This is a genomic window from Coleofasciculus sp. FACHB-1120 (assembly GCF_014698845.1).
In the GTDB taxonomy this organism is placed as follows: Bacteria; Cyanobacteriota; Cyanobacteriia; order Cyanobacteriales; family FACHB-T130; genus FACHB-T130.
Genome location: NZ_JACJTV010000015.1, coordinates 84,757 through 98,909 on the forward strand (window position 1 = coordinate 84,757; position 14,153 = coordinate 98,909).

Below are 14,153 nucleotides of genomic sequence, written 5' to 3' on the forward strand. Positions count from 1 at the left end.
ATGGCAACGGCGATCGCAGTTAAAAAACGGTAGCAATGGCTAGAACCTTTATCAGTACCCAAGAACACGGGCGTATGTTAAGTTAATCAAGCAAGCCAATTACCTTTCACTTGCGTTAAATTTTGCTTTTTTGAAAAAAATGCTCAGCATCAGAGAGTTTTTTACCGCTTGCACAGGGGTATGGACAACAGAAAGAATGTATCATTCTGTCCTCAGCGGTCAGATTGAACGGTCTCATACGGAATATTCGGTAAAAGCCCTGACACTGGAACAAAAGCAGCAAATTTTGTCATCTTCTTCATTAAATGGCATAAAGGTAAATCTTGCCCAAGCAATGGAAGAAGAAAATGCCTGTCCTGGGTTTGCGATCGCCTTTGATACCGTCTCGGAAACGGGCGAACGAGTATCGATGAGTTTGAAGGCTTTATTTGTGCCGGATGCCTACGTGGTGCCGGGGGAATCGCCCGCCGAAATCCCCCCTCCACCCACCGTGGCGGAAGTTGTAGATGGGGAAGCGATTAAAGGTTTTTATCTGCGGGATGAGGGATACTCAGAAGCGGGAGCGATCGCAGGACGCTTTACCTATCAGCCGACTCGCCAAACCCTGGAAATGATCACCTACTATCGACGTTCTGTTGCAGTCGATCAAATGAGGATTGTAGCGCCCGATACCCGACTCAGAACGATTATTACTTACCAACGACCCGAACCCGGAGAACAACCAACGGTAATCGATTTGGTCGGCTTTGGTGTCGAGCGCCGACAAGCGCTATGAATAGCGAATTGCTAATCAGAAGGATTGCTAGTTGCTACAACTATGAAGAGACGGTCTTTTCTGCTGGGTGCTGGAACGCTGACCTTGAGTCAGATGCTTGCAGGGTGTGGAAGTTCCCAAAACCCCACACTAAGAGTTAGACTTCTAAAAAATTCCATTCCCGCTCAGCTATTAACTACATTTCGCCGGAGCCTCAAGCAATCGGCGACTCTAGATTTTACGCCAGCAACACAGTTAAAAGATTTATTTGCGAGTCTAGAAACTTGGCAGAATCCCGGTAAAGCGAACCAGGGGTGGGGTCGCAACTTACCCCTGATTACACCCAAAAAACCCGTCATTGCCGATCTGGTGACTTTGGGGGATTTCTGGTTAGCACAGGCAATTGAGCAGAAACTCATTCAACCCCTCAAACTTACACAGGAGGGAGGGTGGAATCAGTTGCCGAGCCGATGGCAAGAACTGGTGAAACGCAATACTCAAGGTCAATTTGACCCTGCTGGACAAATTTGGGGTGCGCCCTATCGCTGGGGAAGCACGGTAATTATCTATCGCCGCGACAAATTCAAATCCTTGGGATGGACACCGACGGATTGGCAAGATTTGTGGCGAGAAGAACTGCGCGATCGCATTTCTCTTTTAGATCAACCGCGAGAAGTGATTGGTCTAACCTTAAAACGGTTGGGTTATTCTTACAACACGGAACGGATCGATAGAGTTCCAGAGTTGGAAAATACCCTGCAAAAGTTGCACCAGCAGGCGAAATTTTACAGTTCCGATACCTATCTGCAACCACTATTGATAGGGGACACTTGGCTGGCGGTGGGTTGGTCAACGGATGTATTGTCGGTGATTAAGCGCGATCGCAACATTGCGGCGGTGGTTCCTTCGTCTGGAACCGCCTTGTGGTCAGACTTATGGGTGCAACCTGCTGGTGCTGCTGCGAATCCTCTGTTGCAAGATTGGATTAATTTTTGTTGGGAATCCAAACCGGCTACAGAAATTTCTCTGTTCAGCCGTGCCGCCTCACCGATTGTTGTTGACATGAAGCCAGCAGAGTTACCTGAATTTTTAAAAACAAACTCCGTCTTGCTACCAGATGCTCAGGTACTGGATAAGAGCGAATTTCTGTTTCCGCTTCCCGAATCTACGGCGCTTGCGTATCGTTCCCTGTGGCAGCAGATCCGCCCAACGGTTTAGAACGAACTCGCAGACTATCTTGACCAGAGGAGACAATATCCAGATCGCAGACAGATGGACTGGTAGTGAAATTACAAGTGTAGGTTGCTAGCGGTTCTTGTGGTTGATTGGCAATAAACACCCTGGTGTTATAGCCATAATCTCTCGCAACCGTCCCAAAGCTGTTGACAAAGCTATAGCGTCCTATATAGTTCAGAAGGCTCCAGAGTTGTCGGTTTACCACCAAATCCACCCGCTGGCGATCCGGGTACGCTAGCCAGTTTTCTAATAATTTGCCGCCAAACTGTTCCTCAGCCCACCAAAGGCTGGGAACCGTCGGTTTAGCTTGAGACATACTATCGGCTCTAATGACTTGACTTCTCGGTGGGCGAGACTCTGGATCAAGTAGTTTTAAGTCTAAGGGTTCGGCAGAAGGCAGCAGTGTGGGTGGTGTTTGTGCCTGCGTTAACAAAGGGACAAGACCCGATGCAAGAATTGTCAAAGCGGATAGCAGGAAGGAAGAAGCAATCTTTTTCCCTGTTTGGTGGATCTGACATTTAGCAGCTTTGTTATCTGCCAGATACATCTGCCTAAATTGTTTAAGTTTCGCTCCAGATTTGCTTGGTTCCTGTAGAGGTTCCATTTTTACTCACGCTAATTCATGCAGTTATTGTCTGGTAAGAATTGCTAATGGTTCCGGCAATTGATTCAGTCAATGGTTTATGAATAAACGTAGATTACTTCATACAACTTGCATTGGCAACCGTTTACCTGCAATCAACAATGTTTCCAATTCTGCTGCGGGTACGGGACGGCTAAACAGATAGCCTTGCATGGCATCGCAATGCTGCTGGCTTAAGAAAGCCAATTCAGCGCGAGTTTCTACCCCCTCAGCCGTAACTTTCAGATTGAGATTGTGAGCGAGTTGAATCACGGCGGTCATAATCGCTCGGTTTTGGGTATCGCTCGTAACATCCTGAACAAAGCATCGGTCAATTTTCAAAGTGTCAAAGGGAAATTGTTTGAGATAGCTTAAGGAAGCATAGCCAGTGCCAAAATCATCAATTGCAATATGAATCCCCAACTGTTTCAATTCATTTAAAGTAGCGATCGCCATCGAAGCATTTTGCACGAGGATACTTTCAGTCAGCTCTAATTCCAAAGCATCTGGGTTCAAACCTGTAGTTTCCAATACTTGGACAATTCGCTGGCTTAAATCAGCTTGGCTAAATTGACGCCCCGACAGATTCACTGACACCCGAAACGATGTAAATCCAGCTTCTCGCCATTTTTGCGTTTGGGCACTGGCAGTTTGCAACACCCATTCACCCAACGGGACAATTAAACCCGTTTCTTCTGCCAGAGGAATAAATTCAGCGGGTGAAACCAGTCCCCGCGTCGGGTGCTGCCAACGCACCAAGGCTTCTGCACCGCTAATTTCTCCGGTTTGAAGATTTACTTGGGGCTGATAGTACACTTGAAATTCACTTTGTTCTAAGGCACGACGCAAACTCGCCTCTAATACCAGTGCTTCGCCGTAATCAGTCTTAATATCCGTCGCATAAAACTGATAGTGATTTCCTCCCAGCTTTTGGGTGTAGGACATCGCCGCCGCTGTCATCTTCATCAGGATGTCTAAATCTTGCCCGTCGTTGGGATAGAAGGTAATGCCAATGCTGGCAGTGAGGAAAATTTGACCGCCTTCTAGGGAGAAGGGTTCATTCAACGATGACAAAATAGCTTGGGCGACACTGGCAACCGTTTGTCTTTGACTTAAGGTTGCCAGAATAATTGCAAATTGATCTAAATTCAATCGCGCAATCGTGTCCTGTCGGCTGAGACAGGAGGTGATTCGTTCGACAATTTGTTGGATTAACCTGTCACTCCCTGGATTTCCCAAACTGTCACTAATCCGTTGAAATCGGTCGATTCCCAGAAACAGCAGTGGGACAGGTTGAGCGCTGAATGGCTTCTGGGCAGAGGCGAGGGGCGATTCATTCGCCTGGCTTTTGGCATCGCTTTTGTGTTCATCTTGCCGCTTGCTGATAACTTGATTAAACCGTTCTCGCAATAGCAGGCGATTGGGAAGGTTTGTCACGCTATCGTAATGAACTAAGTGATTGAGTCTTTCTGCTGCTTGTCTCAGCGCTAAGGTATAGGGTTGAGTAATCGCTCTTTGTCTTTCGAGCCGGGCTGCGATCGCTTTGAGTATTTCACCGGGCGTACAAGGCTTGGTTAAAAAGTCGTCTGCCCCTAATTCCATTGCTTGACGCAAATCAGCTTTTTCAGCTTTGGCAGTCAGAAAAATAAAGGGAATTGTTGCGGTGACAGGATCTTGACGCAGTGCCGTCAAAACACCAAAACCGTTCAAATCGGGCATCATGACATCGCAAATAATTAAATCTGGGCCAATCGTCCTTGCCATCTGCACCCCAGCGAGACCATTTCCTGCCCCTGCCGCCTCGAACTCTTCTGCCTCCAAGAGTTCTAATAAGTTTTCGCGGATTGCTTCTTCATCTTCAATAACTAGAATTTTTACCATTTCTCGCATTTTCCTTTAATTTATTGTTTATCTTACAAAAACAAGCGGTTTATTTCCCTCATCATTATGCAAATTGTTTAATTTACAAAGTTAATTCTGCTTCTTGTATTTGAATTTTGTTAATCTGTAATAATATCTGTTTTGATTTAGAATATGTACCCCTTCACTAAATAAAAATCTATTTATCTGTTCCTTTAAAGCAAAATTTACCAGTATAATTTATGAAAAGTTTTATAAGCATTACACGTTAATTTATTATAATTTTACTCTCAAAAAATTAAAATTATTAGATTTAAAAATTTTATATCTAATACTTATCAAAATTAAATATAAGAAGTTCTTGCCTGCCTATGATAACTAACCTTATTAATTAAACCTAGGTAGCTGTCAAGCCACCTAGAATGAAAAAATCAGCGAAGACAGGAAAACAATGTAGAGGGAGATTCTTTCCCAGCCTGGTATATAAAGATACCGTTATTAAGATCCCTGCAATAACGGGTAAAAACCAACCCCTGAAGCTTAACAATCCTCATTCAACGGTAACTTAATCGTAAAGGTTGTACCTACTCCGACTTCACTTTCTACGGTAATTTGACCTTTGTGTAAGTCTACGAACTTTTTAATAATCGCTAATCCTAAGCCCGTACCCGGAATATTGCCAACATTAGAAGCTCTATGGAAGGTTTCAAATAATCGTTGGCGATCTTGTGGAGGAATGCCAATACCTTGATCTTTAATCTGGAAGGTAGCTTCCCCATTGTGGCAGGTAAGCTCGCATTTTATAATGCCCCCCCCAGGGGTATATTTAATACCATTTGAAAGTAAATTACTGAGGATGTGGCGCAGCAGTTTCTCATCGATCGAAGCGGCGGGACAGGCTCCCTTACTTGTAAAAATCAGGGAATGGCGATCGCCCGCTGTCAGTTGCATTTCTGCTACAAGGTCTTGGCAGAATGTTTCTAGCTCTATCGGGGCAGGATTAAACTCTGTCTTGCCAGCTTCGGTTTTGCCAATCAGCAGCACTTCATCTAGCATCCCGTTCATCCGTTGAACAGCAGTCTGAATCCGATGCAGATGAATCTTTTTCTTGTCTTCTGTCCATTTAAAGCCGTAATTTTCAAGCAATCCAGCAGAAAATAAAATCGTTGCTAATGGGGTGCGAAATTCGTGGGAAGTCATAGAAACAAAACGGGATTTGAGTTCGTGGAGTTCCTTTTCTTTTTCCAGTGCGCTATGAATTTCTTCTTCTGCCCGCTTGCGTTGCATGAATAATCCCAATTCAGTTGAAGCGGAAATTAGCTCGATGAGTCGTTCGTCCTCCTCACGAGATTCAAACATATAAAAGACGAGGACGGTTAGGACACTATCATGATTCACAATTGGAATTCCTAGCGCGGCTTTCAGTCCAGCTTTCATCGCCTGCTGACCACGCAGATAAACTTGATTGGACTCAATTGAAACATCTCGTCGCCACTCTGGTTGTTTCGAGACCCAGACGCGCCCAGGCAACCCAGTACCTGGGGGAAATGTATACACTTGGCTAGATTTTCGGAATTCCTCTAGACTATCGGCACGGCTATACCAAGCGGGACTGCATTCGAGAACACTGCCATCGGAACGTGGAATCCAGGCTTCCCCAAAATCCCAGCCAGTTGCTTCACAGACTTTCTGGAGTGCTATGAATAGCGCAGAGTGAAAGTCTTGAGACTCAAAAATAGCGTGGGTCATGGTTTGCAGGAAACGAACCTCCTCCTCCGTTCGCTTGCGCTCGGTGATATCTTCTGCAATCCCAGCAATTCGATAGACTTGCCCTACCTCGTCTCGAACTGGAAAGGAGCGATCGCGTATCCATCGAATCGTCCCATCCGGGCGGATAATCCGATATTCGTAGTCGTCCACTTCTTGCTGGCGTTTTTCAAACCCATCTATCACCGACTGCCGATCTTCTGGATAAATCGAATCCAGCCAAGATTCAGGCTGCTGATAAAGGCTTTCGCAAGTTTGTCCCCATACTTGCTCGTAAGCGGGACTGATATAGAGCATCTGTTTCTCATCGGGAGTCGTCATCCAGAAAACTTGCGGAATATTTTCCGCTAGTTGGCGGAAGCGCTCTTCCGATTCCCGTAGCGCTGCTTCTATCTGCTTGCGTTCGGTAATGTCTTGAATGGTAGCAGTACTAAATTGCGGGGCACCATTGGCAGTGCGAATCAAAGAAACGGTCAAATAGCCCCAAGCCACATGACCATCTTTGCAGATATAGCGCTTTTCCAATTGGTAAGAATCCCGGTTTCCAGCAATTAACGCTTGGTAAAGTTCCCAGTCTGTCATCACATCATCTGGATGCGTCAACTCAGTGAAAAGCATCCCTTGTAGTTCTTGTTCGCTGTAACCTAAAATTTCCTGAAACTTAGGATTACTCGCCAACAGCCGCCCCTCTAAGGTGGTCAGGACAACACCCATCGCTTCTCTTTCAAAAATTGTTCGGAATCGCTCTTCGCTTTCCCTCAGCGCCTCTTCAGCTTGTTTACGTTCGGTAATGTCCCGATCGATACCGCGATAGCCACGAAACTTTCCAGAGGCATCAAAAATTGGGACGCCACTGGTTTCGAGAACAACTCGATGACCGTTTTTAGGGATGTTGATATTTTCTAGGCAAGAGAATGGAATTGCTTGGGCAGCAATTGGCCCAAAAGTGTTCGCAATCCGAAAGGCCTCTTCCGGCGGCATGAAGTCAAAGGGAGTTTTTCCCAACACTTCTTCAGGTTCGTAACCTAAGATGTCGCGCACTTTGGGACTTGAGTAAGTGTAAATAGCGTTTTCATCCAGTTCCCACACCCAATCACTGGTGGTTTCCAGCAAATTGCGGAACCGTTCCTCGCTTTTTTGCAATGCCTCCTCTGCCAGTTTGCGTAGCGTGGCGTGCCGGAGGCTTTCGCTGATATCCCGAATAATACTTAATAAAACTCTTTGATTATCAATTACCCAGCTTTGGCAACTAACTTCTACTGGAAAAGTGCTGCCATCTTTGCGGCGGTGAGTGGTGGTAAATAAGATGCCCCGATCTTCTGCTTGCTCCAGTGCTTGGGCGATCGCTATTTGCGTTGGAGGATCTCGTAAGTCCTGAATGTTTAAGGTTAAAATCTCTTCGCGTTCGTAACCGTATGCCTGAATTGCTGCTTGATTCGCTTCGATAATTTGCCCTTGATGACCAATAAACAAAACAATGTCACGAGCGTGTTCCGACAGCAATTGATAATGCTTTAGGGTTTCTTGGGCAAGCTTGCGTTCGGCAATCTCCCCTTGGAGTGCTTGGACAACTTCTTCTAACTCAGCAGTACGCTCTTGAACTCGGATTTCTAACGCTTCATTTGCTTGTCTTAAGGCTGTTTCTGCCTGCTTGCATAACATCGTCTGCTGCTGCCTTTCGCTGATATCTGCGGTGCTGCCGTAGTAATAGAGGATACCGTCTTCTATAACAGGTCGAGCTGTAATTTCAAACCAGCGATCGCCTCTATGAAGAGTGTGAAAAAGATAAACAACCTGATAGGGTTCGCCTTTAGTAATCGCTTCCCAAGCTATCCGAATTGCTTCTTGGGATTCATGTCCCAAATCGACTCGATCATCCCAAACTTGATAATTCTCAAAAAATGCCTCTGTAGAAATGCCACTAAGTTCGGTCAGGATCTCACTGGCATGGATAAACTGGGTGGTGGCAGGGCAAAACTTCCAGACAAAACTGGGCAGCATATTGAAGATTTGATTAATCTCGCCACTACTTCGCTGGATTAACGCTTCAGCGGCTTTGCGCTCTGTAATATCTTCCAATGTTCCCAAAATCCGAATAACTCTTTGTTGTGGTTCATCCCACTGCGATCGCGCAGAATCTCGCAACCATCGAATCTCACCACTTCGGGTCACGATCCGGTATTCGGTAATCCCAGAGTGACCAGAAACCAGGTTAAGCAAGTTTTGCTGGACTTTTAACCAATCATCCGGATGAATGAGCTGCCGCCAGCCTTCAGGAGTGCTAATTTCGGCGAAAGTGTAACCGCTAACTTGCAAAAAGGCTTCTGATACCCATTCGGTTATTATTTGACCGTCAGGGGCAACTCTGATGCAATAAGCATCAGAGGTCAGTTCTGAGATAACGCGATATTGTTCCTTACTGTCGAACAGTGCTTGCTCTGTTCGCCTACGACTGGTAATGTCTTCAACGGTGCCTTCGTAGTAAAGTAGCTTGCCATTGCGATCGCGCACAGCACGGACATTAGAAGAAGTCCAAATGCAACTGCTGTCAGGACGATTGACTTGAGATTCAAATCCCGTTACGACATCAGATTTTTGAAGTAACTGGTACAACTCCAAGTTGCTAGCGTGCCAATGAAAATTGCTAATTAGGTCACTCGGTGAGTTGTAACCATAAATGCGTGCCAGTGCTGGATTTGCACTGATATAGCGTCCATCGTTTGTAACTTGATAAATCCCCTCAGCGGCGTTCTCAAAGAGCCGGTGGTAATTCTGCTCGGATTGTTGCAATTGTAAGCTAGTGCGAATTAGAACATACAGCAAACCGCTAGTAGATAGAATAAACCCCCAATCTTTTAGTATCTCTACCTGGATGGAAAAAGCTAATTTATTTGTAAAAAGATTGAAAATTATATCAGCAAAAATAATAGAAATGCTGCTAAGTAAAGTATAGATAAATACAAGTTTATAAACTGGATTTTCTGTTGAGGCAAGCTGACTTTTCATGACTACCAGATATCTCTATGTAATATTCATCACCTTCCAAAATTCAAGCCTTAACCTAACCTTAACGACTGCGTTGGCAAAATTCTTTTTTCAAGCTATTTTAACGAAATTAACTTGTCGGTAATCTAGATCACGAAACATCTTAACAGCTACACATCTTTAGATAGATGTAAAAATTAACTCAACAAATTATAGCTATTGTTCATCGTCAGCGCGATGACAGCAACATCAGACAAGGGCAGAGAAAATGCTCTGCCCCTAAACTAAAAATTTCTGATTTTCCTAAAAATCTCTTGACGCTTATTCCCAAAGCCGACGCCTAGGTTGCCCATTCAGACGCTGGTGAGAATCTCGCAAAAGTGCTGGAATGTCCAACTGTTCAGGGCATCGAGGTAGACAGTCACCACAGTCAGTGCAGCGATCGCCTTTCATCCCCGGAAACCAGTGACCGGCATTTTCAAACATTCGGTAGCGGTATTGACCATAGTCCGTCATGTCATAGGCAACCGCTAAATTACGCAGACGCAATATTTCTGGAATATTGATGTTTTCTGGGCAAGGCAAACAAGCGTAGCATTGACTACATAAATCTGGGGAGATTCCGCCTAAATGAGCTTGTAAGCGGTCAAAAACGGTAATTTCCTGCGGTGTCAGGGGTTTATCGCACTCAGCGACCGCCAAACATTCCTTTAACTCCTTGGGGTTCGCAGGACCAAGGCTGAGGGTAGTAATGCGGCGATCGCTCAACAGAAACCGATAAGTTAGTTCTAGAGGGGAGAAAGGATGGCACAGATGTTGAAGCGTTTCCGGTGGCGTGTAGAGTAACCCCCCCTTATCCGCTGGCGAAATAATAAAAATTCCCATATCCTTTTGGTTGGCTAACTCAACCGCCGGAGCATGGCGCTGGAAGAAGTAATAATAATGCAGGTTGATGAATTCAAACAAATCTGTTTTAATCGCCGCTAGAATCACCTCCAGCGACCCGTGGGTGGAGAAGCCAACGTGTCGAACTCTGCCATCTGCCACGGATTCCTGTACCGCCTGCATACAGCCTCCATCCGCTTGCACCCAGTTTAAATGTTCCCAGGTGTTGAGACCATGAATCGCCAGACAATCCACAAAGTCAGTCCGTAGGTTCAATAGCGACTCATCAATCCACCGACGCATCGTATCAGCGTCACTGCTTGGGGGAAGTTTGGTAGTGATGTAAAGCTGTTCTCGCGACTGGGGCAATCCCGCGGCTAAAGCGGCACCGAGATACTCTTCGCTTTTGCCGTAACCCCTCGCAGTTTCTAAGTGATTAATTCCCAAAGCAACGGCTTGATGCACCGTCTGGTAGGCATCTTCAAAGGAAGCCAGACAGCGCATCGTCCCGCAGGAAAACACTGAAAGCGGTAAATTCGTTTTTCCAAACCGCCGATAACGCATAAAAAGTAAAAAGAAAGAGCAAGAGAAAGCTGCGCTCGCCCAAGTAAAAAGTCCATTTTCTTGCTTTTGGCTTTTGCCTTTTACTTTTACCTTAGGTGTGCTACGATTCCGTGCTGGAGCCTCCTCGCTGGATCAAATCTTCCGGTCGCAGCCTCGAGACAAAATCACGGAAAGCTCGGCGTTCTGCCTCATCGGCATCCCGGTCAACGGGGATAGAAGCATCGGCAATGACTTCTTCCATCACCCAAATCGGGCTGCCAGTGCGGATGGCGATCGCGATCGCATCACTAGGCCGAGCATCAATCTCCTTTTTTACCTCACCCTGCCGGACACTCAGGATCGCATAAAAGGTATTGTCCTGAAGCGAGTGAATGATGATCCGCTCTAAGGTCATATTCCAAACGTCCAGGATATTAACCAGGAGGTCATGAGTTAGGGGACGGGGAGGGGTTTGTTTTTCCAAAGCGCTGATAATTGCCTTTGCCTGATCTTGTCCAATATAAATTGGCAAGGCTCGTCGCTCCGAGGCATCTTTGAGCAACACTATCGGACTGCGCGTCACAGCATCTAATGCAATTCCAGCGACTTTCATTTCAATCATCAGCTTGGCCTCTAGAACACGGTAGGCGTCGGGGGGGATAAAGCAAAGCTATAAACTGGTACTGGAGGTAGTGGGTTCTAACAAACACGCTTGCGGTTCTAATCACCTTACCAAGCGACGGTACAACCAGCTATGAAGACTCGGTTAAGTTGGGATCAACAAAGCTGTATCTCCCAGTATGCCTCAGTCTTAGAACGATTCGCTGGAGATTTTACTAAAAAATATAGACCGATTGCCTTCATCCCTCAGCTTGTTGTTCGCTATCAGTTATCAGTGGGTCGAAATTGGGTTAATTACATCGAAAATCGAGTTGTTTTTCCGTTTTTCCACTGAAATCATGACCGATGAGTGTTTGCCAATGACCGTTATTTAGTTAATTTCACTTAAAAACAGTGTTTACCGGATTAATTCAAGCTCTAGGAACTATTAATTCTCTCGGAGAAGACCGTTTTGGGCTTTCCTGCCTGGGGGATACTTGTCAGCGGATGCTGGCAGATTTAGCCATCGGCGATAGTGTGGCGGTAGATGGCGTTTGTCTGACGGTAGAGGAAATTTCGCCTCAAGGCTTTGTGGCAACCGCTTCTCCGGAAACTCTCAGTCGCACCACCTTAGGACAACGAGAACAAGCCGCCGCCTACGTGAATTTAGAAACCTCTCTCCGGGTTGGCAGCAAGCTAGGGGGGCATTTCGTGACAGGTCACATAGACGGAATCGGCTGTCTGCAAGAGTCGGTACAAACCGCGACTTCCTGGGAAATGCGGTTTGAGGTACCGGCAGCAGAGGATGCGGGGCAGCGCCAGATTGCTCGGTACATCATCCCCAAAGGCAGTATTGCCGTCAATGGCGTGAGTCTAACGGTGGCAGAGTGCGACCCTGATGGCAGTTGGTTTAAGGTGGCGGTAATTCCTCATACTTATGCGGAGACAAACCTACCTTATTTACAGACTGGCAGCTTGGTGAATTTGGAAGGAGATATTCTGGGCAAGTACGTAGAAAAATTTCTGCGTTATCCAGCACGAACTGCTGGGCAGGATGCACCCGCTACGATCGGGATGGATGGAATTACACCCGCTTTCTTGGTAGAACACGGGTATCTTTAACAATCAAAAATTAAAAATTCATCTTTTTTAATTTTTAATTCTTAGCTACCTGGTTGAGGAGCTAACGGAGCTGATGATGTTGACGGAGCTGCGGGAGCGGAATGGGCTGTTTGCAAGGCTTTGATCATTTGCGCCAGACCATATTCCAAGTAGGCATCTGAGTCTATTGCTATCCAGCCTTCTTGCGTTAGCTGGCGGATTTCAAAGTGCAGGTGGGGACCTGTGGAATTGCCGGTACTCCCAACCCGCCCAATCACGGTTCCTTGTTCGATCTGTTGACCAGGTTGAACCAAAATTTCCGACAGGTGAGCATAGAGAGTTTCTTCGGTTCCGTTGTGTTTGAGGACAACGGCTTGACCATAGCCGCCCATCCAGTCAGCGATCGCAACCTTCCCTGCAAAAGCTGCCAAAACAGGTGTACCCAGAGGTGCCCCCAAGTCAGTACCCGCATGGAACCGGCGAGTACCAGAAATCGGATGCGTCCGCCAACCGAAAAGCGAGGTAATTGGCGCAGGAATCGCCAGTGGGAAAATTAAGCTGGTATTGCCGTTAGCCAAGCCCCGGAAAATGGTCGGAATCGGAGCTTTGTATTCGGGCACATTGAACGGAATAGAGCTTTGGCTGGTTCCGACGTTATTAGAAGCGATCGCAGTCGAGTGAGTAGCGGTAGAGGAACCCAAAGACCTGGCTCGACGACGGTTAACTGAGCGAATGCCCTGAGAGCGATCTCTTCTTGAGCCAATTGCCACAGGATTAGCAGAGGCAATCAAGATTTGCTGACGGATCTCCCGTTCTGGCTGGTTTACCCCCAAACGAGCGCGGCTGAGTCTACGATTCGCGTCCCCAGAAGTCCGGAATACTTCTGGTACGTCTGTGTCACTTGCGTACTCCCTACTACCTCTAGTCGGGTAGGTTAATCTAGCCGTTTCCCTCAGACGGTTGGTGTTCCTAGAGGGTATCCGTGCAACACCACAGCCTCCGCCAGACAAACCCTGTCCGCTCTGCAAGACTCTTTGACATCCTGTTGACCGTTCCGACAGGACAACGGCAGGTCGTTCATCGTAATCACGAATCGGTTCCTTGGCTCTACCCGTGGCACCAAGATTATAGTCAGTCGGATCGATATAGCTATTGTTGTAGTCGCGGGAATTCATCCCACTCTTTTCAGCTTTGCTCGGTCTAAGCTTGGGAGGCTTCACATAAGAAATTGTGTTTGGCTCCACCAACCTGGGAGCAGCAAGTTTTGCTTTTCTGGGAACGGCGACCGAGGTTTCTGGTGCTGATACTGGAAGCGAGCGACGACGGACAACAGCGGGTTCTGGAGCTGAACGTGAACGGCGGCGGACAGATGTTGCCTCTAACGCACGCTGACGCGCCAAGCGGCGGCGACGGACACCCGATGAAGCGTTCTCTGCTGCTGGAGTCGAGCGACGGGGTACAACATTTTTCTCTGGTTCTGGTGCTGAAGCTGAACGGCGACGAACAACCGTCGGCTCAATTCCTTTTCGGGAGTTCGTCTCCATTTTTACAGTAGGCGGTGCCTCTTGAGTGGCACCGCCTACTGTGTCTATGCTTGGATCGCTTTGTGCCCAAACTAAGCCGCTGCTGAGGACACCGAGACCTCCAATCCAACTGAGTCCCTGCACCAGGGGACGGCGGCAAAACAGACCAAACGGAGTACAACTAGGGTGGTTTCGCTGGCTCATTTCCGAATCACTCCTCATCTCACTCACTCTATAAAGTCATTCTGGCTAGTGTTTTTGGTGTAAAGACATGCTT

At 46.9% G+C, this 14,153-nt stretch carries 9 protein-coding genes; 3 read left to right on the forward strand and 6 right to left on the reverse strand.

All coding sequences use genetic code 11. The features are described from left to right. Positions 1-139 precede the first annotated feature (139 nt). On the forward strand, positions 140-775 hold the full coding sequence (locus tag H6H02_RS15275) for a phycobiliprotein lyase (protein WP_190819184.1): 636 nt from the start codon (positions 140-142) through the stop codon (positions 773-775). Positions 776-817: 42 nt separating this feature from the next. After that, positions 818-1,972: an extracellular solute-binding protein gene (locus H6H02_RS15280; RefSeq protein WP_190819187.1), complete on the forward strand. Its 1,155-nt coding sequence runs from the start codon at positions 818-820 to the stop codon at positions 1,970-1,972. Here H6H02_RS15280 and H6H02_RS15285 read toward each other — a convergent pair. The 5 genes from H6H02_RS15285 to H6H02_RS15305 all read right to left on the reverse strand — a co-directional run bounded on the left by H6H02_RS15285 (position 1,920) and on the right by H6H02_RS15305 (position 11,274). After that, positions 1,920-2,594: a hypothetical protein gene (locus H6H02_RS15285; RefSeq protein WP_242040726.1), complete on the reverse strand. Its 675-nt coding sequence runs from the start codon at positions 2,592-2,594 to the stop codon at positions 1,920-1,922. The genes H6H02_RS15280 and H6H02_RS15285 overlap by 53 nt on opposite strands. 99 nt (positions 2,595-2,693) lie before the next feature. Further along, positions 2,694-4,493 carry a GGDEF domain-containing response regulator gene (locus H6H02_RS15290; protein ID WP_190819189.1) on the reverse strand — a complete coding sequence of 600 codons (1,800 nt, stop codon included), beginning with the start codon at positions 4,491-4,493 and terminating at the stop codon, positions 2,694-2,696. Positions 4,494-5,012: 519 nt separating this feature from the next. Next, positions 5,013-9,245 (reverse strand): PAS domain S-box protein, encoded by a 4,233-nt coding sequence (locus tag H6H02_RS27195; protein WP_190819191.1) that lies wholly within the window; start codon positions 9,243-9,245, stop codon positions 5,013-5,015. 300 nt (positions 9,246-9,545) lie between these two features. After that, entirely contained in the window at positions 9,546-10,673 is a 1,128-nt protein-coding gene (locus H6H02_RS15300; protein WP_190819193.1) for an aldo/keto reductase, read from the reverse strand. Positions 10,674-10,773: 100 nt separating this feature from the next. Further along, positions 10,774-11,274: a bifunctional nuclease family protein gene (locus tag H6H02_RS15305; protein ID WP_190819195.1), complete on the reverse strand. Its 501-nt coding sequence runs from the start codon at positions 11,272-11,274 to the stop codon at positions 10,774-10,776. Positions 11,275-11,666: 392 nt separating this feature from the next. Here H6H02_RS15305 and H6H02_RS15310 point away from each other — a divergent pair, with 392 nt between their 5' ends. Beyond that, the gene (locus tag H6H02_RS15310) at positions 11,667-12,374 is read left to right on the forward strand and encodes a riboflavin synthase (RefSeq protein ID WP_190819198.1); all 708 of its coding nucleotides are present in this window, start codon (positions 11,667-11,669) and stop codon (positions 12,372-12,374) included. A 41-nt stretch (positions 12,375-12,415) separates the two neighbouring features. Here the strand turns inward: H6H02_RS15310 and H6H02_RS15315 are convergent, their stop codons facing one another. After that, positions 12,416-14,080 carry a M23 family metallopeptidase gene (locus tag H6H02_RS15315; protein WP_242040727.1) on the reverse strand — a complete coding sequence of 555 codons (1,665 nt, stop codon included), beginning with the start codon at positions 14,078-14,080 and terminating at the stop codon, positions 12,416-12,418. Between the last annotated feature and the right edge of the window lie 73 nt (positions 14,081-14,153).